Origin of the sequence: Paraburkholderia sp. BR14312, from assembly GCF_040948675.1 — a bacterium.
GTDB lineage: Bacteria > Pseudomonadota > Gammaproteobacteria > Burkholderiales > Burkholderiaceae > Paraburkholderia > Paraburkholderia nodosa_A.
Window position 1 is genome coordinate 630,072 of record NZ_JBFPKI010000001.1, and the last position, 25,150, is coordinate 655,221.

Here is a 25,150-nt window from a genome sequence, read left to right on the forward strand (position 1 = left end):
GTTTGACTCCGTCTCCTGTGTACATGAGTTCGAATTTGGCCAGACGCATTCCAGCACACGCCGCAAGCGCCCAAAAGCTATGAAATCTCATGGGGGCATGACGCGCAGTCATCGCTCTCGCCTGCATGATTCGCGTGATGAAAGTGGCATGAGGTCAGGTAATGCATCGATGACTATTCGTTGCTTCGCAACCCGAAATGCCACGGCTAGACTCTGGTCGGACTGATTCGAAAAGCGGCGGCCCACGCTGGCCCGCGCATACAATTCCAATCACTGGAGACGACATGAGACGTATCACGCTGGCAGGCGTGCGTATTGCCGCCGCCCTCGCGCTGACCTGCGCGGCCACGAGCAGCTTTGCAGCCCCCGGCTGGTGCCAGGCGGGCAAAACCGTGAAGCTCGCGCAAATCACCTGGGAAAGCGGCGCGCTGATGACCGAAATGGTGCGCACGGTGCTGGAGAAGGGTTACGGCTGCAAGACCGAAGTCGTGCCCGGCGCCACGGCCGCCACCGAAACGGCGCTCACGAAGAACGACCTGCAGGTGTGGGCCGAGCACTGGACGGGCCGCAGCCCCATCGTCGCGCGCGGCTTGAAGGACGGCAGCGTGAAGCTCGTGGGCGAACTGATTCCCGGCGGCGACAAGGAAGGCTGGTACGTCCCCGACTATGTGATCAACGGCGACGCCAGGCGCGGCATCAAGCCCATGGCGCCGCAACTGCGCTCCGTCGCGCAACTGCCGCAGTACAAATCCCTCTTCACGGACGACGAAGAACCCGGCAAGGGCCGCTTCTACAACTGCCCCGCGGGCTGGGATTGCGAGCGCTTCAACAACCGCCTGCTCACCGCCTACAAGCTCGGCGACGACTACACGAACTTCCGCCCCGGCACCGGCGGCGCGCTCGACGCGGCGATCGCGTCGGCCTACGAGCGCGGCAAACCCATTCTGTTCTACTACTGGCAGCCCGCCGGCCTGATGGCGAAGTACCACTTCGTGCAACTCGAGGGCGCGCCGTACTCCGACGCCTGCTGGGACACCATCGCCGATCCGAAGGGCGCGCCGTGCGCCTCCGCGTTCAAGGTCTCGCATCTGAAGGTCGCGGTCTCCACGCCGTTCTACGACGCCGAGCCGGACGCCGTCGCGTTCTTCGGCAAGGTGAGCCTGCCGCTCGCGCTCGACGAACAACTGGTCCAGCAGATGCACGACAAGAAGCTCGACGCCTCCACGGTCGCGCGCACGTTCTTCGAGCAGCATCCGGAAATCTGGAAGCAATGGGTCACGCCGGAAGTCGCGGCGCGCGTACAGGCCGGCCTGCGCACGTAAGCAACGACACTGGCCGCACGACGGCACGCATCACATGACACACGCAGAATGAGGCTCACCATGGGATCTCCCTTTCTTCACCTCTCGATCGCCGACTGGGTCAACGATCAGGTCGCCGCGTTCGTGCAGCGCTACGGCGACGCGTTCCACAACTTCAGCGTGCTCATGCTGCGCGACCTGCTCGTGCCGCTCGAAAGCCTGCTGCGCGCCACGCCTCCCGTCGTCGTGCTCGCCGCCGTGGGCCTGCTCGGCTGGCATGCCTCGCGGCGCGTCGGCGTGGCGCTGCTGTTCGTCGTGCTGCTCTGGCTGATCGGCTGCTTCGGGCTGTGGGACAAGCTCATGCAGACCTTCGCGCTGATGGTCGTCGCCACGCTCATTTCGGTCGTGCTCGGCGTACCGCTCGGCATCCTCGCGGCTTCGAGCAGCGGGCTGCGCCGCGTGCTGCTGCCGGTGCTCGACGTCATGCAGACGCTGCCGAGCTTCGTGTACCTGATTCCGGTGCTCATGCTGTTCGGCCTCGGCAAGGTGCCCGCGATTCTCGCCACGGTCGTCTATGCGCTGCCGCCGCTCATCCGTCTGACCGATCTCGGCATCCGCCACGTGGATGCGGAAATCGTCGAAGCCGCGCGCGCGTTCGGCACCACGCGCATGCAACTGCTGTTTGGCGTGCAGTTGCCGCTCGCGCGGCCGAGCATCATGGCCGGTATCAACCAGACCACGATGATGGCGCTTTCGATGGTCGTGATCGCCTCGATGATCGGCTCGCGCGGTCTTGGCGAAGACGTGCTCGCGGGCATCCAGACGCTCGACGTGGGCAAGGGCACGCAAGCGGGCGTCGCCATCGTGATTCTCGCGATCGTGATCGACCGCATCAGCCAGGGCTACGGCCAGGGCCGGCGCACACGCGGTCTCGCGCGCAAATCGAAGCAGCCCTCGCGCATTCCGTTTCGCCGCGTTCGCGAACAGGAAAGCACAAGCGCCGACGCGGCCAACGGCAGCGACCTGACGAGCCAGCCGGCCAAGTAACGAACGCGAAGGCAAAAGCGCCGGCACAATGGCGGAGACCCGGCCGGCGCATCCAGCATACGCAATGAGCATGCAATGAGGTAACGATCATGAGCGGCATCGAAGTCAAGAACGTCTACAAGATCTTCGGCACGCGCGAAAGCAGCCAGCGCGCGCTCGAACTGCTGCGTGGCGGCGCCGGCAAGGCCGAGGTCCTCGAGAAGACCCGCTGCAACGTAGGCCTGAACGACGTGAGCCTGTCGATCGGCTCGGGCCAGATCTTCGTGATCATGGGTCTGTCGGGCTCGGGCAAATCCACGCTGGTACGCCACTTCAACCGGCTCATCGAGCCGACCGTGGGCGAGATCCTCATCGACGGCAAGGACGTGCTCAAGCTCTCCGACAACGGGCTGCGCGATCTGCGCCGCTACGGCGTGAGCATGGTGTTCCAGAGCTTCGGACTCCTGCCTCACCAGACGGTACTCAACAATGCCGCCTATGCGCTGGCCACGCGCGGCGAAAAGAAAGCGGCGGCGCACGCGAGTGCGCGCGAATGGCTCGGCAAGGTGGGCCTCGCGGGTTATGCGGACCACTATCCCGACGAGCTTTCGGGCGGCATGCGCCAGCGCGTGGGCCTCGCTCGCGCGCTGGCCGCGAACACCGACGTGCTGCTGATGGACGAAGCGTTCTCCGCGCTCGATCCGCTCATCCGCACCGAAATGCAGGACCAGCTGCTCGAACTCCAGGCCACGCTCAAGAAGACCATCGTGTTCATCACGCACGACCTCGACGAGGCGCTGCGCATCGGCAACCAGATCGCGATTCTGCGCGACGGCCGGCTCATCCAGTGCGGCACGCCCGACGACATCCTGCACCGCCCCGCCGACGACTACGTGCGGCGCTTCGTCGAGCGCCGCGCCGGGACGACGCACTAAGCCGCCGTACATGCGGGCGCTCATCGGCCTGCTGGGCGGCTATACGATCCTCGTTTGCGGGAACAGCCTCCTCACGACGCTGATCTCGCTGCGCATGCTGCAAGGTGAGCGCACCGCACTCGACGTCGGCCTCGTGCAATCGTGCTATTACGTCGGCTTTATCGTCGGCGCGCTGGGGCTCGGCCCGATCGTCGGGCGCATCGGGCCACAGCGCGCCTTCATCGGCTTTGGCGCGCTCGCCGCGCTCGCGGCGCTCGGCTATCTCTCGTTCGATTCCCCTGACATCTGGGCCGTGCTGCGGCTCATCACCGGCTTCAGCATGGTCGGCGTGTTCACCTCGATCGAAAGCGGCGTGAACGGCGCGGTGCCGAACGAGCGGCGCGGGCGTGCGTTCGCGTTTTATCTCGTGCTCACCTATCTCGGCGTCAGCGCCGGGCAGTTCCTGCTGGGCGTGGGCGCGCCCGGCGGCATCTTCGAGCATGCGCTCGTGAACGGCTTGTTCGTGACCGCGCTCATCCCGGTGGCGTTGATCGGCGAGTGGCAATCGGCGGGAGCCGGACCGCCCGCGCCTGCGGCCACGGCGCCGCCTTCCGCGCTCGCCACGCCGAAGCGCCCCACGCTGCTGCTCGACGGCCTGCGCGAACTGCACCGCGTCGCGCCGCGTAGCGTGCCGGCCTGCATCGGCGCGGGGCTGCTTTCCAGCGCGTTCTATGCGCTCACGCCGGTGTATCTCGCGCGCATCGGTTATCCGGCCAGCGGGATTTCGCGCGCCATGGGTGTCGTGCTGATCGGCGCACTGCTTTCGCAATGGCCCGTGGGGAGGCTCTCGGACCGCCTCGGGCGGAGCGCCACGCTCGGCCTGATCTCGCTCGTCTCCGCGTGCGCGGCCGCGGCGCTCGCCATCCTGCGCGCACCGGTTCTCGTCGATACGATCCTCTTTCTCTATGTCGCGCTTACCTTCACGCTCTACGGCGTGATCGTCTCCGACGTGAACGACCGTGTCGATCAGGCGCGACGCGTGCAGACGAGCGCGACGCTGCTGCTCGTGTTCTCGCTCGGCGGCGCGGCCGGTCCCACCGTCGCTTCGCTGTTCATGCGTCTGTTGGGGGCGGGCGGGCTCTATGTGTTCGCGCTCGTCGTCACGCTCTCGCTCGCTGCGCTCTCACGTGCGCGGGGCGTCTGAATGGCGGCGCGGGCCGGTATACTGCGTCGTTTGCAGGAGGCGTCGTTTCGACATGGCGCCCGGAGCGAGGAGACGACCTTGAAGCGAAAGATGCCGGCGCTGAACGCCCTGAAGGCGTTCGAGGCGGCAGGCACGAGCGGCAGCTTCACCCGCGCCGCCGAGCAGCTGAACGTGACGCAGAGCGCGGTGAGCCGCCAGGTGCGCCAGCTCGAAGAGCAGCTTGGCGAGGCGCTGCTCGAGCGCCATCATCACCGGCTCGAACTGACCGAAGCCGGGCGTGCGCTGCTGCGCACGCTCCAGCAGTCGTTCGACCGCATCGAACTGACGGTGCGCACGATCCAGCAGAAGAGCGACCTCAACCGCCTGCGCGTGAACGCGCCGCCCACCTTCGCGAGCCGCTGGCTCGTGCCGCGCCTTACGCGTCTGCAGGCGCGCCATCCCGAACTCGAACTGAGCCTCACCACGCATCTGCAGGACAGTCTCGCCGATTCGACGGCGCTGGACTGCGCGATCCGCTTTGGCGATGGCGAATGGGAAGGCCTCGACAGCTCGCTGCTGATGCACGAATCGCACATCGCGGTGTGCGCGCCCGCGCTGCTCGCGCAAGGGCCCATCGATCTCACGCGGCACACTTTGCTGCACGTGCTCGCGGGCGACAACCAGCGCTATCTCACCTGGCGGCACTGGCTCGACGCGGCGCGCATCGAGGACGTTGACACCTCGGGCGGCTACGAATTCGACCTGCTCGACCATGCTATCCGTGCGGCCATCGAAGGGCTCGGCGTGACGATGGCCGACCGCCACATGATCGAGCACGAGCTGGCCCAGGGTCTGCTCGCGCCCGTGCGCGACATCCACGTGGACGGCCGCCAGTCATACTGGTTCGTGGTGCGGCCCGAACAGAAGGCTTCGAAGCCGCTCCGGCTTTTCCGGCAATGGCTTCAGGACGAAGTTGCGGCCATGCGCTGACGGCCCTGCTCGATGGCCTTTGCGGCGATGGCCTGATCGGCGTCTTCCAGAATCAGGTCTGCGCCCTTTTCCGCGACCATCATCGTCGGCGCGTTGGTGTTGCCCGAAGTGATATTGGGGAAGATCGACGCATCCACCACGCGCAGGCCCTCGATGCCATGCACGCGCAGGCGCGCGTCCACCACCGCCGTGCGCGGGTCCGGCCCCATCGCGCAGGTGCCGCACAGGTGATAGATCGAGCCGCTTTGCTCGCGGAAGAACTGGAGCATGCTCGCGTCGTCGGTCACTTCGCCGGCGGGCGTCACCTCGGCTTCGGTGATGCCCTGCAGTGCGCGCGCTGTCATCAGCTTGCGCACGAGGCGGCTGCCGGCAATCGCTTCGTCGCGATCCTTCTGCGTCGAGAGGTAGTTGCCGCGAATTTTCGGCGCGTCTTCCACGTTCGCCGAAGCGATCTCCACCGAGCCGCGGCTCGTGGGCCGGCAAGGATTGAAGCAGACGAGAAAGCCCGAGTACGGCTCCGGCGTGAGCTGCGCCCGATTGGATTTGGGAATCCGGTACGAAAGCGGATTGAAGTACACCTGCATGTTCGGGTGCGCCTCGTCCTGGCTCGTGCGGAAGAAGCCGCCCGACTGGTTTACGCTCATCGAGAACGGGCCCTTGCGCTGAAGCACGTATTGCAGTCCGAACTTCAGCTTGCCCACCCAGCTGCTGAATGAATCGTTGAGCGTCTTCACGCGCGAGCGATAGTAAAAGCTCACGCACAGATGGTCCTGCAGGTTCTGGCCCACCGCAGGCAGTTCATGCACCACGTCGATGCCGTGCTTCGCGAGCAATTCGCGCGGGCCCACGCCCGATAGCTGCAACAGCTTGGGCGAATCGACCGCGCCGGCCGCGACGATGACCTCGCGATTTGCACGAAACGTGCGCTTCACGCCCTGCTGCACGATCTCCACGCCGATGGCGCGTTTTTGCGCCTCGTCGAACAGCACACGCGTGGCGCGCGCATGATGCTCGATCTTCAGGTTCGAGCGCTGCCCCGCGCGATGCAGGTAGGCCACGCTGCTCGAATCACGTTTGCCGTCGCGCGTGTTCACATCGTAGATGCCCACGCCTTCGAGCCGCGCGCCGTTGAAGTCCTCGTTGCGCTCGTAGCCGAGCTGCGTGCAGCCTTCGACAAAGGTGCGGCAAACCGGATGCGCGCCCTCCTTCATCGGCGTGATGCGCACGGGGCCGTTCGCGCCGTGCCACGGCGTGTCGCCGAGCGGATGCGATTCGAGCTTGCGGAAGTACGGCAGCACTTCCTGGTACGACCAGCCCGCATTGCCCGCCGCGGCCCAGTCGTCGTAGTCGCGCGCGGCGCCGCGCACGTAGATCATGGCGTTGATCGCGCCCGAGCCGCCCTGCACCTTGCCGCGCGGCGCGTAGATCTGCCGGCCGGCAAGCTCCGGCTCCGGCTCGCTGTAATACATCCAGTTGTACTGCTTGTTGTAGTACAGCTTGGCGAACCCGATCGGGATCTTGAACCAGAACGAATCGTCGGGTCCGCCCGCTTCGAGCAGCAGCACCGAATGACGCCCGGAAGCGGAGAGCCGTTCCGCGAGAATGCAGCCCGCCGAACCGGCGCCGGCGATGATGTAGTCGTAGTTCATCTGAGTGCTCCGGCAGGTCAGCCGCGTGCGGGCGAGGTATCGCGCACGTCGGCGGGCTGGCTCGCCATCTGCAGATGCAGACGCTTGCCCGTATAAGGCGAGTGCTCGCGCACGACGTCCATGTCGAGTTCGACGCCAAGGCCCGGTGCCTTCGACGGGATGATGTAGCCGTCTTCCCACTGAATCGGCTGCTTGAGCACTCGTGCGTGGAAACCGTCCCACGTGCCGATGCTTTCCTGAATCAGGAAGTTCGGCGTGCAGGCCGCGAGCTGAATGCTTGCCGCCGCGCCAATGGGCCCGTTGTAGAGATGCGGCGCGATCTGCGCGTAGTGCACTTCGGCGAGCGTCGCGATTTTCTTTGCTTCGAGCAGGCCGCCCACGCGCGCGACGTTCAGTTGCAGGATCGACGCACCGCCCGCCTGCAGCAGCTTATGGAATTCGTATTTGGTGGTGAGGCGCTCGCCCGTGGCAATGGGAATCGACGTGTGCTTCGCGACATTGGCGATGGCCTCCTCCTGGCCCGGCGGCACCGGCTCTTCGAACCACAGCGGGTCGTATTTCTCGAGCCGCTTCGCCAGCCGGATCGCCGAGGAAGGCACCATCTGTCCATGCGTGCCGAACAGCAGATCGGCCCTGCTTCCCACCGCTTCTCGCACCTTGCGGCAGAACGATTCGCATCGGTCGAGCACGTCGAGCGAAAGCTGATGCCCCGAGTAAGCCGTGTACGGACCGGCCGGATCGAACTTCACCGCGGTGAAGCCACGCTTCACGTTCTCGGCCGCGCATTCGGCGGCGAGATCGGGATCGTCGTAGTCGTATTCGCCCTGCGCGTTCTTCGGGTACAGGTAGGTGTACGAACGAAGGCGCTCGTTCACCATGCCTCCGAGCAGTTCATACACGGGCTTGTCCGCCGCCTTCCCGATGATGTCCCAGCATGCCATTTCGAGGCCGCTCACGATGCCCATCATCGTGAGGTCCGCGCGCTGCGTGAAGCCGCTCGAATAGGTCTCGCGGAACAGGCGCTCGACGCGGTGCGGATCGTGGTCCAGCAGATAGCGTGTGAAGACGTCTTCGATCGCGCTCACCATCACGTCGGGATGGAACGTGGCCGCGTAGATTTCGCCCACGCCTTCGATGCCGCAATCGGTTTTCAGCGTAACGAAGATCCAGTACATGCCGCCGAGGTGCGGAGGAGGCACCGCGACGACGTTCGTTTCAATTGCAACGACTTTCATGGTTCAGGCTGTTTCAGGCAGGTTTGGAGTGGGTCATGCGCTTGAGCACGAGCGCGGCGATACCGCCGAGCGTGCCAATCGCGGCGACATAGGCGAAATAGATCTGGTAGCCGAGCATGCCCGCGTAGTGCTCGGTGATATAGCCGTTCACGAGCGGCAGGAAGATGTCCGACGAATAGCCGACCAGCGAAACGAGGCCGATGGCGAGGCCGGTAATGCGCATGGGGATCGCGCAGTAGTCGAGCAGCGTCCAGTAGAGGCCGCGAATCGCGTACGTCATGAGGCCGATGAACAGCACCACCGCGCCGAGCAGCGCCATGTTGCGCAGCGCGGGCAGCAGGATCAGACCGATCAGGCCCGCGACGGCCAGGAACAGCGCCCAGATCAGCACGCGCAGGTTCGAAAGACGGTCGCCGAGAAAACCGCCGCCAATGCCGCCGATGGGGCGCATCCAGAGCTTCGCGGTGGTGACCATGCCGGCCGCCACGACGGTCATATGCATCTCGCCCTGTTGGAGATACGCGGAGAAGCTGTACGTCGCCCAGAAGATCTGATAACCGCAGAACACCACAGCGGCCATGAGCCAGAGCTGCGGAATCGCGGCGAGCGTCGCGAGATCGCGCCACAGCGAGCCGTTTGCATTCACTTCGACCGACTTGGTCTCTGCCTGCGCGGGCGCGGGATCCTTGAAGAAGCTCATCAACGCGCCGAGTGCGATACACGTGAAGGAATACATATAGATCACGTGGCGCAGGCCCGCCGCTTCACCGCGTCCCGATCCGGTTGCGGCGGCGAAGAGCGCGAGCGCGGCGGTGGCGAGCAGCGCTTCGACGAGCCCGCGTCCGCCGTCGAGCAGCCCGAAGAAGCGGCCTTGTTCGTTCGCCCCCGCGATCATGCGCACGCGTTTGAGCACGGACGCCCAGAACGTGAGGCCGGTCGTGACGCCCCAAAGGCAGAAGATCACGAGCAGCGCATGGAACGAGGGTGCTGTGGAGTACCAGAGGCCCAGCGCCCCGGTGCCGATAAGCGAAAAGCAGATCAACAGGCGCGGTGCGACGCGGTCGGCGAGCCAGCCGCTCGGCAGATAAGACACGAAGAACACGATGCCGAGCACCGAGTAGAGATAGCCGAGTTGGGCGTTGTCGATATGCAGGACATCGAGCATCGTGGTCTGGTAGACCTGACGCAGATACAGCAGTGGATAGATACCGCCCGCGGCGAGCACGAGCAGCAGCAACTGCACGTAGCGCTGCATGGAGCCCGCAGCGGCGGGCGTGAGCGATGGGGTTTCGGCGCGCGGCATCGCCGGCGCATTGGGCTTTCCGATGGACTTCTGCAAGTTTGTCTCCTGTCGACCAGAGTTGGCGCTTTAGCTGTCGACCGGAGTTCGGGCTTTAGCCCTTACTCCGGTCCCATGCAAAGCACTTACTCTGGTCCCATGCAAAGCTGTCGACCAGAGTTGGTGCAAAGCACTTACTCTGGTCCCATGCAAGGCTGTCGACCGGCACGCGGGCGGTTGCCCGCGCGAGGCGTCTTTTCTTTATCTGCGACGCCCAGTTCAAGGGCGCCGTTGCTGCGATTAATCAGTATCTCGAACGGTCAGAACGGCATCACGACAAGGCGTGTCTGCGTGAATTCGAGCATGCCGTGCTTGCCGTCGTCGCCGCCGAGGCCCGAGCGCTTCCAGCCGGCGTGATAGCCCTGATACGGGTCCGCGGGCGAGCGGTTCACGTACAGCTCGCCGGCTTCGATCTCGTTCGCGACGCGCAGGGTCGAGCGGTAGCGCTCCGTAAAGAGCACCGACGAAAGGCCGAACTGGTGATCGTTGGCCATGCGCAGCGCGTCGTCGAGCGTCTCGTATGAAAGCACCGGCAGCACCGGGCCGAAGATCTCCTCCTGCACGATCTCCATGTCCTGGCGGCAATGCATGAGCAAGGTAGGCGGATAGAAGTGGCCCTTGCCTTCGGGCACGTAGCCGCCCGTTTCGAGCTTCGCGCCTGCGGCCACCGCACGTTCCACCATCGCGTGGATCGCCGTGCGTGCGCTCGCGCTCACTAGCGGACCCATGCGAGCGGCGTCTTCGGCGCGGTCGCCGAAGCGCACGGCGCCCATCTTCTCGCGCAGCAGCGCGACGAAGCGGTCATGCACCGAAGCGTGCACGTACACACGTTCGATCGCCGTGCAAAGCTGGCCGCAATGCGTGGTTTTCGAGCGCACGATGGCCGTTGCGGCCGCTTCGAGATCGGCGTCGTCTTCGATGATCGCGGGCGTCTTGCCGCCCAGTTCCAGTGACGGCTTCGCGATATTTTCCTTGCAGTAGTCGAGCACCTTGCGGCCCGCGCTCACGCTGCCCGTGAGCGTGATCATGCCGACGTCCGCATGTGTGCAGAGCACAGCGGCGGTGTCGTGGTCCATGGCCAGCACGTTGAAAATGCCCGCCGGAAGTTCGGCTTCCTGCGCGGCGCGCGCCACTTCGAACGCCGAGCACGGCGTGTTGTTGCTCGGGCGCACGACCACCGCGTTACCGGTGATGAGCGCCGGCGCGACCTTGCGCAGCAGCGTGTACACGGGGAAGTTGAACGGAATCAGGCATGCGGCCACGCCGATCGGCTCGCGCATGAGAATGAGGTTTTCGTTCGCGCTGTCGCTCGGAATCACCTCGCCTTCGATGCGGCGCGCCCACTGCGCGTGGTAGCGCAGGATTTCGGCGGCGTACTGTGCTTCGGCGGTTGCGTCCGCGACGCTCTTGCCCGACTCGGCGGCAAGCGCCGCGCCGATCTTCGGCGCGCGCGCCACGATCGCTTCTGCAAACCGGTTCAGGCTCGCGCCGCGTTCGGCGGCGGGCAACTTGCGCCAGGCGCGCTGCGCGGCCCTGGCGGCCACGACCGCGCGAACCGCGTCCGCGGCGCTCGCAGCGCTCACGTGGCCGATCGCGTCGCCGGTTGCGGGATTATGGACAGCGATCTGCGGCCCTTCGGCGCCGACGAACTGCCCATTGATGAAATTGAGGTCTGATCGCATGGATTGCTGCCGGTTTGGCGTTGCCGCCGCTTCACGAGAAAGGGCAGTATCCGTGCGGCATCGGGACGCCACAAACGATTAATTGTCGAGTGGAGCATGCGAAAAACGCATGCTCGCCGAAGCCGGCGCCGGGGCGGCAGGAGCTAAAGCGCGTGGCTATCGCACGCCTTGCTTGTTATAATTCGCTCAAGCATACGAAACAAATCTAACGTTCGCCGGAACGCAGCACAGTCCGGCGCAGCACCCACTCCATGGCCAAAACCGACCGGCTGCGCGCCCTTGCCGACGCGCTCGCAAAACACAACGTCATGCACCTGCGCGATGCAGCCAGCGTGCTTGGTGTCTCCGAGATGACCGTGCGGCGCGACATCGCCGCGAATCCCGAGCGTTTCACGTATCTGGGCGGCTATATCGTGAGCGCGCAGGACGTGCCCAATACCGCCGGCTACTCGCTCGAACACGAAAAGGACCACTTCGCGCAGGCCAAGGCGCAAGCGTCCGCGCACGCGGCACGGCTCATCGCGCAGAACGACACCGTCTTCATCGACTGCGGCACGACGCTTGCCGCACTCGCGCGCCTCATTCCTTCCCAGTTGCAGATCACGGCGGTGTGCTATTCGCTCAACGTGGCCGAGATTCTGCGGCGCATGCCCAATGTGCGCATGATCCTGCTGGGAGGCGTGTATGTGCCGTCGTCGGATTCGTTTTCCGGCGAGGAGAGCCTGGAAACGCTGCGCCGCATGGGCATCAACAAGGCGTTTATTTCAGCGGGCGGCGTGGACGCCGCGCGCGGCGTGACGTGCTGGAACTTTCACGAAGTGGCGCTCAAGCAAGCCGCCATGGCCAGCGCCGTAGAAAGCCATCTCGTTGTGGATGCCAGCAAGTATGGCATCGTGAAGGCGTGGCGCTTTTCGCAGCTGGACGACTTCAATTCCGTCATCACCGAGAAAGGCCAGACGCTGCGCGAGCACAGCGCATAAGCGCCGACCGGCCGTGCGGCGCCGGTCTCGCGCCAATAGTCTGCCGACTCAGCCGCGCCGGCGCAGCGCGAACAGCGTGCCGGCCACCAGAATGAACGCGCCGACAATCACCTTCTGCCACGTGCTCGGCACGCCCACGAGAATCAGCACGTTGTTGATGAGCGTGACGAGCGCCACACCGAGCAGCGTGCCCACGACCGTGCCACTGCCGCCGGTAATGCGCGCGCCGCCCAGAATCACGGCCGCGATCACGTCGAGTTCCGAGCCCACCAGGTCAAACGGATTGGCAAGCCGGTTGTTCGCCACGTGCAAAATGCCCGCCACGCCGGCGAGAAACCCCGTATAGCCGAACACGAACAGCCGGATCGCGCGCAGGTTGAAGCCCAGCCGCTCCGCAATCGCCGTGCTGCCGCCCATGGCGTAGACGCCGCGCCCCATCATCGTACGGTTGAGCAGCCACCACGTGAGGAGCGCGCCTGCCACGAGTGCGATCGCGGAAACCGGCAGCACCGCGTTGAGCCCATCGGCGGTCTTGTAGGCGATGAGCGGAATGCGGCCGAAGTGATCCATGCTGTGCGGGATGTTCATGAAGAACGTCGTGCCCACGAAGGTAAGCAGCAGCCCGCGATAGAGGTATTGCGTGCCGATCGTCACGATCAGCGAGGGCGCCTGCAGCCGGTGCACGAGCATGCCGTTGATGACGCCGAGCACGATACCGCCCACGGCGCCCGTGAGCAGAATGAGCGCGAACGGCGCATCGGGCCACCACGCGAATACGGCCTTCGTGATCGAGTACATCGTGAGCGCGCCGATCGCCGTGAACGAGACGTCGATGCCGCCCGACGCCAGCACGACGAGCGTGCCCAGCGCGAACAGCGACGTGATCGTCGCCGAGTGCAGCAGGTCGAACAGCGTGGCCCACTGGAAAAAGCGCGGGTTGATGGAAGCGACGATCACGCAGGTAATGACGATCAGCGTGGCCGTGAACCATTCGGGGTTGCGGGCGAGCTTCGCGCGCCAGTTGAGCGGTACGCTCTGGCGCGCGACTTCGACGGTGTTGGACGACGTGCTCATTGTCTGATTCATGCTCATGCGGTGTCCGGCAAAACGTTACGCGGAATTCAGGCTGCCTCTGCAAGCAGCGCACGGTACAGCTCGGCTTCGGTCAGACGATCGGCGTGGTGCTCTTCAGCGAGGCGGCCCTTACGCATCATCAGTACGCGGTCGCAGTTCTGCAGCAGCTCGGGCAGGTCGTCGCTCACGAGCAGAATGCCGATGCCGCGCTGCGAGAGCCGCTGCATGATGCGATAGATGATGTCCTTCGAGCCGACGTCCACGCCCACGGTCGGTCCGTGGAGAATCAGCACGTGCGGGTCGATGGCGAGCCAGCGGCCAATCAGCACGCGCTGCTGGTTGCCGCCCGAGAGAGACTGCACGGCCTTGTCCACATCGGGCGTGGCGATCTGCAGTTCCTTCACGGTGCTTTCGGCCAGCGCGCGTGCGCGCGTGCGATCGATCTGGCCGAAGCGGTCGCGCAGGCTCGCGATCATCGCCGTGATCACGTTGTCGCGAATCGGCTTGTCGAGGAAAAGGCCTTCGTTCAGACGGTCTTCCGGCACATAGCCAATGCGCGCACGCCTCGCGTCGCCGGGCGTCGAAAGCTTGATCGCGCGGCCTTCGAGCACGATCTCGCCCGCATCGGCGGGCGCGACGCCCGCAAGCGCGCGCGCGAGTTCGTTGCGGCCCGAATCGAGCAGACCCGTCACGCCGAGAATCTCGCCGCGATGCAGCGTGAACGACACGTCGCTGAAGAGGCCCGTGCGACCCAGACCGCGAACGTCGAGCAGCACGTCGGCTTCGGCCGCGACGTTGCGGTAGCGTTCGGTGGAAAGCTCGCGCCCCGTCATCAGTTCGCTCAACTGCGCCTTGGTGTAGTTCGTGATCGGGCCTTGCGTCACTTTCTGGCCATCGCGCAGCACGATCACTTCGCCCCCGATCGCATAGCACTCGTCGAGCTTGTGGCTCACGAACAGCACGGTCACGCCCTGCGCGCGCAACTGGCCGAGCACGGCAATGAGGTTGGTCACTTCCTTTTGCGTGAGCGAGGTCGTGGGCTCGTCCATGATGACGAACTTCGCCTCGCTCGCAATGGCGCGCGCAATCGCCACGAGCTGGCGCGTGGCGAGCGGCAGTTGTTCGATGAGCGTCGCCTGGAAGTCGGCGTCGCCCGGCAGGCCCACGGCCTTCAAGGCGCGCTCGGCCGTGCGCGCGAGTTCGCGGCGGTCGAACGTGCGCGCGAGGCGCCCCGCGTGCTCAGCGAGTTCGGTCGTGAGCCCGATGTTTTCCGCCACGTTCATGTTGGGCAGCAGCGAAAGATCCTGATACACAGTCTCGATGCCCGCCGCGAGCGATTCGAGCGGCGTGAGCCGCGCGTGGCGCGCGCCGTCGATCACCAGCTCGCCTTCGTCCGGCGGCTGCGCGCCGGAGATGATCTTGATGAGCGTGCTCTTGCCGCACCCGTTCTCGCCGAGCAGGTGATAGATCTGCCCGCGCTCGAACGCGAGCGTCACGCCGCGCAAGGCGTGCACGCCCGTGAAGCGCTTGTGCACGCCGAGCACCTGCAATAACGGTTCTGAAGCCATGTCGTCTCTTCGTGACGTTGCGACGAAGCGCGCGCCGGGCTGCGAGCCCGCTGCGCGCGCCACCTTCTACCGATCAGAAGTTGTATTGCTTGTAGTTCGACTTGTCGACGCTCACCCAGCCCTGGCCGCGCACGATGATGCCCTTGCCCGGACCCTTCGACACCGTGACCTTCTCGTAACCGGGCAGACCGAGGTTCGCGCCGTTCTCCACGGTCTTGCCGTCGATCAGCATCATCGCGATCTTGTTCATGGCGATGCCCGCCAGCTTCGGATCCCAGAACGCAATGCCGTTGATCGCGCCGCTTTCGAGGTACTTGCCGGCCTCGGTCGGCAAGCCGGTGCCGTATACGCAGATCTTGCCCTGCAGGCCCGCTTCCTCGACGGCGCGGCCAATGCCGATCACGTCGAGCGACGACGAGCCCTGGAAGCCCTTGATGTCCGGATGCTTGCGCAGCACTTCCTTGGCCACTTCATACGCGTGCTCGCCGTCGTTGTTGGTTTCGAGGTTGGTCTCGACGAGCTGCATCTTCGGGAACTTCTTCTTCGCGTTGTCGATGCCGCCATTGGCCCACTGCACCTGCGAGCGGCTGCCGAGCGAGCCGACCATCGTCGCCCACTTGCCATCGTCGTGCATGCACGAGGCGAGGCGGTCGTTGAGCGCGGCACCATAGGCGGAGTTGTCGAACGCCTCGACGTCGACCATCGTGTTCTTTTCGTTGTCGGCTTCGTGCGTGACGACCTTGATGCCGCGGTCCATCGCCTTCTTGAGCGCCGGTTCGAGCGTGGGCGGGTCATACGGCACGACCGCGATCGCGCTCACTTTCTTCGCGATCAGGTCGTCGATGATCTTCAGTTGCTGCGCGGCGTCCGCGCGGCCGGGCCCGGTCTGGTAGACCGAAACTTTCGGGTTGTCCTTGCCGAATTCCTTGACGCCGTCGTCCATCCGATTGAACCAGCTGATGCCGGTCACCTTCACCACCGTGACGATGGTCGGGTTCTCCGCCGCATACGCCACGGCCGCCATGCCAGCGGCAAGTGCACACGCCGTGATCGCCACACTGAGTCGCTTGATCTTCATGTTCGATGTCTCCGTTTTTTATTAGCCGATTAACCGTCGCCCCGAAAGAGATGGCGGCGGACCTCCGAGGCACGAGGCCCGCCTGCTACACAGTTCGGCTGGTCAGCCCGAAGTCCGCCCTTTACCAGCAGACGGGGAGCCGCCGAAACCGAAAATCGCGCGCACCCGCTCGCCGCCCGCGAACGCGAGCGAGAGCAACAGCAGGAAGCCCCAGGCGCAATCGCCAAAAAACTGCGAAACGCCCATCAGATTGAAGAGGCTCGAAAGGAATTGCAGCACTGTGGCGGCGAAGAACACGCAGATGATGCGTCCGTAGCCGCCCGCCGGATTCACGCCGCCCATCACCGCAATGAGAATGGCGATCAGCAGATAGGAATTGCCGTAGTCCCATTTCGCACTGAGCGTGTGCGAAACGCTCACGAGCCCGGCGAGCGAGGCGAGCACGCCGCACATCGCGTAGGTCATGATCAGCATGCGCGCGCGCGGAATGCCCGCATAGAACGCCGCGCGCTGGTTCGTGCCCATGAGGTAAAGGCGCAGCCCGAACGGCGTGCGCCTGAGCAGCCAGCCCAGCAGCACGACCACGGCCACGAATAGCAGGAACGAAATCGGTATCTGAAAGAACGTGCCGTTGCTGATATCGGCGAGCGGTTCGACATAATCCACGTGCACGGAGGCGCCGTTGCTCAGCGCCACCGCGAAGCCCGTGAAAAGCAGTTGCGTGCCGAGCGTGCAGAGAATGGGCGTGAGCCCGAGGCGCGCAATCACCACGCCGTTGAGCAGACCGCCAAGGAGCCCCATCCCAAGCACGATCACGATGAAGAGCGCCGTATAGAGCGCGGGCGAATCGTCGCCGCTCACGAAACGCGGCACCACCAGCGCGGCGATCATGCCCGAAAGATTCGCGAGCCCCACGCCGGACAGGTCGATGCCGCCGTTGCCTGACAGCATGGAGAGCATGATGCCGAGCGCGAGCAGCGCGACTTCGGGCAGTTGCGCGCCCATCGACTGCAGGTTGTCGATGCCGACGAACTGCCCGCGCGACACCCAGACCGCGACCAGCACGACCAGCAGGTTCACGGCCAGCAGGAAGTTCAACTGCCGGTCGCCGAACCATTTGGCAAAGAGTGCAGACTTCATGGACCTCATCCTTTGCGGTGTGTTTTCACCTGGCAACGTTCAATGCGCGCTGGCGCTCGCCGTGCGCGCGAGCATGGCGTCGACTTCTTCCTTGCGCGGCATGGAGGGCGCGGTGCCGGGGCGCGTAACGGAAATGCCTGCCAGCGCGCAGCCAAAGCGTGTGGCCGTGAGCGCGTCGTCGCCGCGCGCGAGCGCCGCCGCGAAGCCGCCCGTGAAGCCGTCGCCCGCACCCGCCGTTTCCACCACCGGGCCGCAGTTGAAGGCGGGAAGCAGGACCGAAGCATCGCGCGTATGGAGCAACGCGCCGGCTTCGCCCAGCGTCACGATGACCGCGCCCGCGCCCTTGGCGAGCAGCACGTCGGCGGCGCGGCGCGCGTCGTCGGCGTTGCGGATCTCGATGCCCGTGAGCGCCTGCGCCTCGGTCTCGTTGGGCGTGATGTAGTCGCACAGCGGGAAGATGTCGTCGGGCAGCGCCATGGCGGGGGCCGGATTGAACACCGTCTTCACGCCATGCCGGCGCGCGAGTTCGAGGCCGCGCCGCGCTGCCGCGAGCGGCTGTTCCAGCTGCGTGACGAATACCTGCGAGGCCGCAATATCGGCTTCGATCGCTTCGGCGTCGCCGGGCTCCATCGTGGCCGCTGCGCCCGCCGCGACGATGATCGCGTTCATGCCGGTCGTGTCGTCCACGAAGATGTGCGCCGCGCCCGTGGCCAGTCCGTCTACGGCCTGGGTGCGCGCCGTGATGCCTTCGGCGGCCCACGTCGCCCGCGCGATGTCGCCGAACGCGTCGTTGCCCACACGCGTGCAGAACACCACCTGCGCGCCCGCGCGCGCGGCGGCCACGGCCTGATTCGAGCCCTTGCCGCCCGGTCCCATCGCGAATGCCGATCCGGCGAGCGTCTCGCCGATCATCGGCATGCGGCTCGCGCGAAATGCGAGATCGGTCACATAGATGCCGAGGATGACGACGCGTCCGCTCATTGGCCCTGCTCCCTGCCGCGCGGCGCGTCGGGCGCGAGCAGCACGCCTTTGGTGAACACGAAGCAGCCGTAGCCGCGCGTTTCGCCCGTGGCGATCACGCAGTAGGCCTTGCGGGCGCGCGCATAGAACGCATGGCGCTCGATAGGCGCGAACGGCACGGCGCGGCCTTCCGCGGCGTCGACCTCGGCCTGCGCTTCGTGCTGCACGGCGGGAATCGTGTTGGGTTCGCCGACCACTTCCATGCGCATGGCCGGGGCTTCGACGAAGGTGTCGAGCGGCAGCACGGAGAGGATCGCGCGCACGGCGCGGGGCGCATCCGCGCCGTCGATGCGCAGGAGCTTCCCGAGCACCGTGGCGCGCGCAACGGAGTCGGCGGGAAAGTTGGCGTCGCAAACGACGAGTTCGTCGCCGTGACCCATCGCGCGCAGCGCTTGCAGGACATCGGCGTTCAGAAGCGGGTCGAGATTCTTCAGCATGCTTTTGTCTCCATTGATCTGGCGTTTTCTTGTTCGAAGCGCTCAGTCGCCGTACGGTATCCAGATGTTCTTCACCTGCACGGCATGGCGCAGGAACGGCAATCCTGCGCTCGTCCGGTCAAACCAGTCAACCTCGCGGCCATGATCGACGAAGGTCCGCTTCAGGTTGCCCACCGACTCGCGCTCCACGAGGGACGAATCGGCCGCCGTGCCGAAGCACCAGAGCGCGTCCACGTCGTCGTGCTTCGCGAGCGCCGGCAGCAGCGCGGCGCGCTCGCCGGTCAGGATGTTGAGCGCGCCCGCAGGCACATCCGAGGTTTCCACGACCTGATAGAAGTCCGTCGCAGCCAGCGGGCACGCCTCGCTCGCCAGCGCCACGACGCGATTGCCCATCGCGAGCGCCGGTGCGATCAGCGAAACGAAGCCGAGCAGCGGCGCTTCGTCGGGGCAGGCGATGCCGACCACGCCCAGCGCCTCGTGCATGGCGAGCGCGACACCGCGCAACGGCGGGGTATGCACCGCGCCATCGAACTTGTCGGCCCACGCTGCGTAGCTGAAGAGCCGGTCGATCGCCATCTCCACTTCACGCCCGGCCGCGCGCGCGTCGTGCCCGGCGCGGCGCGTGAGTTGCCGTGCGAATTCTTCGGCGCGCGCGCTCAGGTTTTCCGCGAGGTAGTACAGCACCTGGGCGCGAGCGTGCGTGCTCATCTGCGTCCACTTGCCCGCGCCGCGCGCGGCGGCAACGGCGTCGCGCACGTCCTTGCGGCTGCCCGCACCGACTTCGCCCACCCATTCGCCGTTTGGTGTGTAGATGGCGTGTGAATAGCCGCTATCGGGCCGTACCTGTTTGCCGCCGATAAAAAGCTTCGCAGTGCGATCGAGACCGCCGCCCGCGTGCGCAAAGTCTGGCGCCGGCGGGCGCACCTCACGTTGCGCGCGCATCGGCAGCTTGCTCCACGCGGCCGGCTTCAGATATTCGAACACGCCTTCGCGGCCGCCCTCGCGCCCGAAGCCCGATTCGCGATAGCCGCCGAAGCCCACGCTCGCGTCGAACAGGTTCGTCGCGTTGATCCACACCACACCGCACTGCAGACGCGGCGCGATGTCGAGCGCGCGCCCGATGGTCTCGCTCCACACGCTCGCGGCGAGGCCGTAGCGCGAATTGTTGGCGAGCGCCACGGCCTCTTCCGGCGTGCGAAAGCTCATGGCCGCGAGCACCGGCCCGAAGATTTCCTCCTGCGCGAGCGTCGAGGCAGGCCCGATGCCCGTCACGAGCGTCGGCGGATAGAAGCAGCCGCCCGATGGCAACTCGACTTCGCGCGGCTGCCACACGTTGCAGCCTTCGCGCCGCCCGGCTTCCACGAGCGACTCGATGCGTTCGAGCTGTACCGGATCGACGATCGCGCCAATGTCGATGCCCTTGTCGAGCGAGGGCCCGACGCGCAGCGTCGCCATACGGCGCTTGAGCTTCTCGATAAAGCGCGCCTCGACGCCCTCCTGCACCAGCAGCCGGGAACCCGCGCAGCATACCTGGCCCTGGTTGAACCAGATCGCGTCCACCACGCCTTCCACGGCGCCGTCGAGGTCGGCGTCGTCGAACACGATGAACGGCGACTTGCCGCCCAGTTCGAGCGTGAGCGACTTGCCCGTGCCGGCCGTGGCCGTGCGGATGAGGCGACCTACTTCGGTCGAGCCCGTGAACGCGATCTTGTCGACGCTGGGATGCTCGACGAGCGCCGCGCCCGTGCTGCCGTCGCCCGTCACCACGTTGAGCACGCCCTTGGGCAGGCCGGCGCGATGCGCCAGTTCGGCGAACAGCAGCGCGGTGAGCGGCGTGTATTCGGCGGGCTTGAGCACAACGCAGTTGCCGAGTGCGATGGCGGGCGCCACTTTCCACGCGAGCATCAGCAGCGGGAAATTCCACGGCACGATCTGGCCGATCACGCCGAGCGGCGACCAGCCTTCCAGCTCGCTCTCCTGAAGCTGCGCCCAACCCGCGTGATGGAGGAAATGGCGCGCCACGAGCGGCACGTCGATGTCGCGCGCCTCGCGAATCGGCTTGCCGTTGTCGAGCGCCTCGAGCACGGCGAAGAGGCGGCTGTGGCGCTGCACCATGCGCGAGAGCGCGTAGAGATGCCGCGCGCGCGCCGCGCCGCCCATGGCGTACCACTCGGGCTGTGCCGCGCGTGCTGCCGCAACGGCCGCCGCTACGTCCGCCGCACCGCCTTGCGCCACGGCGGCGAGCGCCTCGCCCGTGGCGGGCGCGCGTACTTCGAAGCGCGCGCCATCGGCACTTTCGCGCCACGCGCCGTCAATGAAATGCCCAAACGCGGCCTCGTGCTGCGCGAGCCACGCGCGCACGGGCTGATCGTCCTCGGGGGCGGGACCGTAATCCATCGTTCGGAAATACTCGGCTACGCTCATCGGTATGGTCTGCTCAGGCTACGGGGTGGCGGTGGAAGGCGGAATAGCGGCCGCTCACATGGTGTTCGAGTTGGCGCTCGATGTCGGCGAGCAGACTCGACGCGCCGAAGCGGAACAGCTCGGGCTCGAGCCAGGGCCGCCCCAGCTCTTCCTTCATGAGGATCTGGTACGCGAGCGCGGTTTTGGCATTCGAGACGCCGCCCGCAGGCTTGAAGCCCACCAGCGCGCCGGTGCGCTCGCGGTATTCCCGGATCATGCGCACCATCACGAGCGAAACGTCGAGCGTGGCGTTGACCCCTTCCTTGCCCGTGGACGTCTTGATGAAGTCCGCGCCCGCCATCATGCAGACCATCGACGCGCGGGCGATGTTCGACAGCACGCGAATGTCGCCCGTGGCGAGAATCGCCTTCAGATGCGCGTCGCCGCAGGCCGCGCGAAACTCGCGCACTTCGTCGTAGAGCGCGCGCCAGTTGCCGGTGAGCACGTGCTCGCGCGTGACGACGATGTCGATTTCCTCGGCGCCGTCCTTAACGGAGGCCTCGATTTCCTTGAGCTTGAGCGCGTGCGGGTTCAAGCCCGCCGGAAAACCGGTGGAAACTGCCGCGACGGGAATACCACTGCCCGCCAGCGCATCCACGGCTGCCGCAACGAAGCGGTGGTACACGCACACCGCGCCTGTCGTGATGGCATCGGGCGCGAAGCCGAGCGCCGCGAGCAGGTCGGCGCGCACGGGGTGGCGCGCCTTCGTGCACAGGCGTCGCACGCGGCCTTCGGTGTCGTCGCCGTTGAGCGTGGTGAGATCGATGCAGGTGATGGCCTTCAGGAGCCACGCGGCCTGCGCGTCCTTCTTGACCGCGCGGCGCGTGCCGAGCGTGGCCGTGCGCCGCTCGACGGCGGACTGGTTGACGCGCAAGGCGTCGAGCCACGCCGCGTCGAACGCCACGCCGGCGTTGCGCGCTAAATGCGCAGCATGCTGGGCGGGCGCGCCGCGCAGCACGACGAGCGAGTTCGTTGAGGCTTCTGACATAGGCTGGGTGGCGAATTTGTGCGATGCACATCAAACCGTGGTGGTTTATTCGCACCCATCCTATACCGATGAAACGATCGTGACAATACTCGTTACAATCCTATCTATCGGGCTCGGGACGTGGGAACGCTGACCCAGAGAGCGGTTTAGAACTGCAACCGATACCGTACGAAATCGTCGGCTTGCGCGAATTCGTCGTAGAGCTTGCGCGCGGGGTTGTCCTCGCGCGTATGCCAGTAAAGACGCGACCATGCGCGCGAACGCGCCAGTGCGATGAGGTCTTCGATGAGCCGCCTGCCGATGCCCTGGCCGCGGCAAGCGGGATCGACGAACAGGTCTTCGAGGTAGCAAATGGGCGCTTCGACCCACGTGCCTTCATGCAGCACACACATTCAGGAGGTTGCCGCTTCTCTCAAGCTCGCAAGCGACGCGCGCTGCTGGCCTTGCGCGTCGAAGTTCTCTTTCGAGAGCCACTTCTCGAATGCGGCTTTCGCGAGCGGCCAGTCCTGGTCGATGATCGCGAACCACGCCGTGTCGCGGTTGCGGCCCTTGTACACGATCGCCTGGCGGAAAATGCCCTCGAACTGGAAGCCCAGACGCAACGCCGTCTTGCGCGAAGGCGCGTTGAGGCTGTCGCATTTCCATTCGTAGCGCCGGTAGCCGAGATCGTCGAACACGTAGCGCATCAGCAGGTACTGCGCCTCGGTGGAAAGCGGCGTTTGCTTCAGGCGCGGCGAAAACGTCACGCTGCCCACTTCGATTACACCATGCACCGGCTCGATGCGCATGAGCGCGAACGTGCCCACGGCCTTTCCGCTCGCGCGGTCGATCACGGCGTAATGGAACGGGTCGCTCGATGCAGCCGCTTTCGCGAGATATTCGCGAAACGCGGCGAAGTCGGTGAAGGGCTCGGAGAACAGGTAGGTCCAGTCGCGCCCGTCGGCCGCCGTGCCGTAGGCTTCGAAGAGATCGGCGGCGTGGCGGTCGAGGTCGATCGGCTCGATGCGGCAGAACCGGCCCTCGATCGTCACACGCGCCGGCCGTTCGCGCGGCTGCCAGCCGCTGACAGGGTCCCCGATGGGCTGCTGGAATTCGTTCAGTCTTGCGGACATGCGTGACAAGCTCCTCTTGCGCGGGACGTAGCCAATATTCGCGTTAAGGTACCGCATGTCGTGGTTCTGTGGAAAGGTCCACGAACGGCAGGGTGCGTGGAACCACGCAGCGCACACCAATTGTTCAGTTTTCCTCTGCTTTTCGATTCCCGCCTGCGTGCGCCATTGCGGATCACCGACGCCCACCCGCAAGCCGCACCGCATCCGGATGCCGCCGCAGCCGCAGCATCGCCACACAGCCGAGCGCCGGTCCCACAGCCAGCATGCCGAAGCCGCCCCGCCATCCCAGCCACGCCACCGCGTACGGCACGAGATGAATGCTCACGAGCGTGAGTAGAAAACCCGCGCAAGTCTGCGCGGTCAGCAGCGTACCGACCGAGTCCGGGTCGGCCAGCTCGGCCACGCTCGCCGAAAACTGCGCGGAATCGGCGATCACCGAGACGCCCCACACGAGCGCGACCGCGCCCATCACGATGAGCGGCGCGTGCGCCAGCCAGCCCATCAGCGCGGCACACGCTGCGCTCGTCGCCATCGCGCCGACCGTGACGGCCGTGCGCCCCACGCGGTCCGCCAGCACGCCGCCGAGCCACGCACCCGCCGCGCCGATCGCGATCACGCTGAAGGTCATCCACTCCGCGCGCGTGCGGGCATTGGCCATGCCGCGCGCGACGAACGTCTGCTGCAGGAACAGCGCGAGCCACGCCCACATCGCGTAAAGCTCCCACATGTGGCCGAGGTAACCGAGATTGGCGAGCCGCAAGGCGGGCCGCCGCCACGCCTGCGCGACCTTCGCAACGTCGATGCGCGTGGCGCGCCGGATATTCGGCCCGATGCCCGCAAAGCCGATCAGCGCCGCGGCGCACGCCGCGCACGCCGCGGCGACGCCATAGATCGTGCGCCAGCCGAGCCCGCCCGTGGCCGCCAGCAGATGCGGGCTTGCCGAGCCGAGCGTGAGCGCGCCCACGAGCAGGCCGACGAGCAGACCGAGATCGCCTTGCGCCCAGGTGGCCGCGAGCCGCATGCCGACGGGATACACGCCCGCCATGCACATGCCCGTGATGAACCGCAGCGCAACGACCGCACCGCCGACCGGCGGCAGGAACGCGAGCGACGCCGTGGCCACGGCCGCCACGACCGCGGAACCCGCGAGCAGCCGGCGCAGATCGTAGCGGTCGGGCAGCGAAAGCAATGCGGACGTGATGGTGCCGGCCACGAATCCGCACTGCACGGCGCTCGTGAGCAAGGCTTCGTCGAAGGCGGCAATGGCGTGCGCCTGCTTGATGAGGACCACCACGGTGCTCGACGAAAACCATACGCCCATCGCCGCCACTTGCGCGAGGAGCAGCAATGCGAGCGAGGCGGCCTTGCCGCGTTGCGCCGCGCCAAGCCCCGGCGGCTCCGTTTCGTCCGACGAACGGGAACCGGCAGCGCCTTGGGAAGGCGTGCGCGTCACGCTCAGGCCGACGCCGCTGCCGCTTGCGCCTGTGCGAGCACGCGATGAAACGCGCGGCCGAACCAGATCAGCCCGTCGCGCCCGCCCACCATGCGCGCCGCCTTGATCTCACAGAAGAACACCGTGTGCGTGCCGACTTCGGTCGTGCGCGCGATGTGGCAATCGAACGAACTCACCGCGCCGCGCAGCGCGGGCGCGCCCGTTTCGAGCCGATACCACTCGGCGAGCGCGAAACGTTCGTCCATGTCGATGTCTTTCGTGGCGAAGCGCGTGGCCACCTCGCGCTGATCGGCCGCCAGCACGTTCACGCAGAGCCGCCCGTTCTCGCGCAGGATCGCGTTGTTGCGGCTCGTGCGATTGATGCAGACGAGCAGCGTGGGAGGCTCGTCCGTCACGCCACACGCAGCGGACGCCGTACAGCCCGCGCGCCCGGCGTCGCCATCGGTGGTGACGATGTTCACGGCGGCGCCAAGACCGGACATGGCGTCGCGAAAGAGGGATTTGTCTACCATATTCTC

20 protein-coding genes and 1 pseudogene are annotated in these 25,150 nt (G+C 66.0%); 6 read left to right on the top strand and 15 right to left on the bottom strand.

The genetic code is table 11. The annotated features are described in order from the left end of the window. Positions 1 to 284 precede the first annotated feature (284 nt). From AB3X98_RS02810 to AB3X98_RS02830, 5 genes are all read left to right on the top strand, one after another. Positions 285 to 1,322 carry an ABC transporter substrate-binding protein gene (locus tag AB3X98_RS02810; RefSeq protein WP_368605134.1) on the top strand — a complete coding sequence of 346 codons (1,038 nt, stop codon included), beginning with the start codon at positions 285 to 287 and terminating at the stop codon, positions 1,320 to 1,322. 60 nt (positions 1,323 to 1,382) lie between these two features. Further along, positions 1,383 to 2,348 (top strand): ABC transporter permease, encoded by a 966-nt coding sequence (locus AB3X98_RS02815; protein ID WP_368605135.1) that lies wholly within the window; start codon positions 1,383 to 1,385, stop codon positions 2,346 to 2,348. A gap of 89 nt (positions 2,349 to 2,437) precedes the next feature. Next, positions 2,438 to 3,262, top strand: coding sequence for a glycine betaine/L-proline ABC transporter ATP-binding protein (locus tag AB3X98_RS02820; RefSeq protein ID WP_051481489.1), 825 nt, complete (start codon positions 2,438 to 2,440; stop codon positions 3,260 to 3,262). Between the two features lie 10 nt (positions 3,263 to 3,272). Next, the gene (locus AB3X98_RS02825) at positions 3,273 to 4,445 is read left to right on the top strand and encodes an MFS transporter (RefSeq protein ID WP_069267007.1); all 1,173 of its coding nucleotides are present in this window, start codon (positions 3,273 to 3,275) and stop codon (positions 4,443 to 4,445) included. Positions 4,446 to 4,535: 90 nt separating this feature from the next. Further along, a complete protein-coding gene (locus tag AB3X98_RS02830; RefSeq protein WP_069267008.1) occupies positions 4,536 to 5,414 on the top strand; it encodes a LysR substrate-binding domain-containing protein in 879 nt (292 codons plus the stop codon). On the opposite strand, the gene AB3X98_RS02835 is transcribed toward AB3X98_RS02830, so the two are convergent. From AB3X98_RS02835 to aldA, 4 genes are all read right to left on the bottom strand, one after another. Further along, the gene (locus AB3X98_RS02835) at positions 5,387 to 7,063 is read right to left on the bottom strand and encodes a GMC family oxidoreductase (RefSeq protein WP_368605136.1); all 1,677 of its coding nucleotides are present in this window, start codon (positions 7,061 to 7,063) and stop codon (positions 5,387 to 5,389) included. The genes AB3X98_RS02830 and AB3X98_RS02835 overlap by 28 nt on opposite strands. Before the next feature lie 17 nt (positions 7,064 to 7,080). Beyond that, positions 7,081 to 8,298 (bottom strand): mandelate racemase/muconate lactonizing enzyme family protein, encoded by a 1,218-nt coding sequence (locus tag AB3X98_RS02840; protein WP_368605137.1) that lies wholly within the window; start codon positions 8,296 to 8,298, stop codon positions 7,081 to 7,083. A gap of 13 nt (positions 8,299 to 8,311) precedes the next feature. After that, positions 8,312 to 9,601, bottom strand: coding sequence for a nitrate/nitrite transporter (locus AB3X98_RS02845; RefSeq protein WP_368605153.1), 1,290 nt, complete (start codon positions 9,599 to 9,601; stop codon positions 8,312 to 8,314). A gap of 296 nt (positions 9,602 to 9,897) precedes the next feature. Beyond that, positions 9,898 to 11,319 carry an aldehyde dehydrogenase gene (gene aldA / locus AB3X98_RS02850; protein ID WP_368605138.1) on the bottom strand — a complete coding sequence of 474 codons (1,422 nt, stop codon included), beginning with the start codon at positions 11,317 to 11,319 and terminating at the stop codon, positions 9,898 to 9,900. Between the two features lie 251 nt (positions 11,320 to 11,570). On the opposite strand from aldA, the gene AB3X98_RS02855 reads away from it, so the two are divergent. Next, complete coding sequence (locus AB3X98_RS02855) at positions 11,571 to 12,299, top strand: DeoR/GlpR family DNA-binding transcription regulator (RefSeq protein WP_254314873.1); 729 nt, start codon at positions 11,571 to 11,573, stop codon at positions 12,297 to 12,299. Between the two features lie 48 nt (positions 12,300 to 12,347). Here AB3X98_RS02855 and AB3X98_RS02860 read toward each other — a convergent pair whose 3' ends face one another. From AB3X98_RS02860 to AB3X98_RS02910, 11 genes and pseudogenes are all read right to left on the bottom strand, one after another. Beyond that, complete coding sequence (locus AB3X98_RS02860; protein WP_368605139.1) at positions 12,348 to 13,391, bottom strand: ABC transporter permease; 1,044 nt, start codon at positions 13,389 to 13,391, stop codon at positions 12,348 to 12,350. A gap of 29 nt (positions 13,392 to 13,420) precedes the next feature. Further along, a complete protein-coding gene (locus AB3X98_RS02865) occupies positions 13,421 to 14,941 on the bottom strand; it encodes a sugar ABC transporter ATP-binding protein (RefSeq protein ID WP_368605140.1) in 1,521 nt (506 codons plus the stop codon). A 73-nt stretch (positions 14,942 to 15,014) separates the two neighbouring features. Next, positions 15,015 to 16,019 carry an autoinducer 2 ABC transporter substrate-binding protein gene (locus tag AB3X98_RS02870; RefSeq protein WP_069267015.1) on the bottom strand — a complete coding sequence of 335 codons (1,005 nt, stop codon included), beginning with the start codon at positions 16,017 to 16,019 and terminating at the stop codon, positions 15,015 to 15,017. A gap of 102 nt (positions 16,020 to 16,121) precedes the next feature. Beyond that, positions 16,122 to 17,159 (bottom strand): ABC transporter permease, encoded by a 1,038-nt coding sequence (locus AB3X98_RS02875; protein ID WP_368605141.1) that lies wholly within the window; start codon positions 17,157 to 17,159, stop codon positions 16,122 to 16,124. A gap of 39 nt (positions 17,160 to 17,198) precedes the next feature. Further along, positions 17,199 to 18,140 (bottom strand): ribokinase, encoded by a 942-nt coding sequence (rbsK, locus tag AB3X98_RS02880; protein WP_254314878.1) that lies wholly within the window; start codon positions 18,138 to 18,140, stop codon positions 17,199 to 17,201. Beyond that, positions 18,137 to 18,616: an RbsD/FucU family protein gene (locus AB3X98_RS02885; RefSeq protein ID WP_069267018.1), complete on the bottom strand. Its 480-nt coding sequence runs from the start codon at positions 18,614 to 18,616 to the stop codon at positions 18,137 to 18,139. Before AB3X98_RS02885 ends, rbsK begins: the two co-directional genes overlap by 4 nt. A 42-nt stretch (positions 18,617 to 18,658) precedes the next feature. Continuing rightward, positions 18,659 to 21,040: an aldehyde dehydrogenase family protein gene (locus AB3X98_RS02890; protein ID WP_368605142.1), complete on the bottom strand. Its 2,382-nt coding sequence runs from the start codon at positions 21,038 to 21,040 to the stop codon at positions 18,659 to 18,661. 13 nt (positions 21,041 to 21,053) lie between these two features. Continuing rightward, positions 21,054 to 22,067, bottom strand: a complete 1,014-nt coding sequence (gene deoC, locus AB3X98_RS02895; protein WP_069267020.1) for a deoxyribose-phosphate aldolase — start codon at positions 22,065 to 22,067, stop codon at positions 21,054 to 21,056. Between the two features lie 146 nt (positions 22,068 to 22,213). Beyond that, positions 22,214 to 23,179: pseudogene (locus tag AB3X98_RS02900) on the bottom strand (GNAT family N-acetyltransferase). A 172-nt stretch (positions 23,180 to 23,351) separates the two neighbouring features. Continuing rightward, positions 23,352 to 24,632: an MFS transporter gene (locus AB3X98_RS02905; protein WP_368610208.1), complete on the bottom strand. Its 1,281-nt coding sequence runs from the start codon at positions 24,630 to 24,632 to the stop codon at positions 23,352 to 23,354. 2 nt (positions 24,633 to 24,634) lie between these two features. Next, positions 24,635 to 25,144, bottom strand: a complete 510-nt coding sequence (locus tag AB3X98_RS02910) for a flavin reductase (RefSeq protein ID WP_368605144.1) — start codon at positions 25,142 to 25,144, stop codon at positions 24,635 to 24,637. Positions 25,145 to 25,150 lie beyond the last annotated feature (6 nt).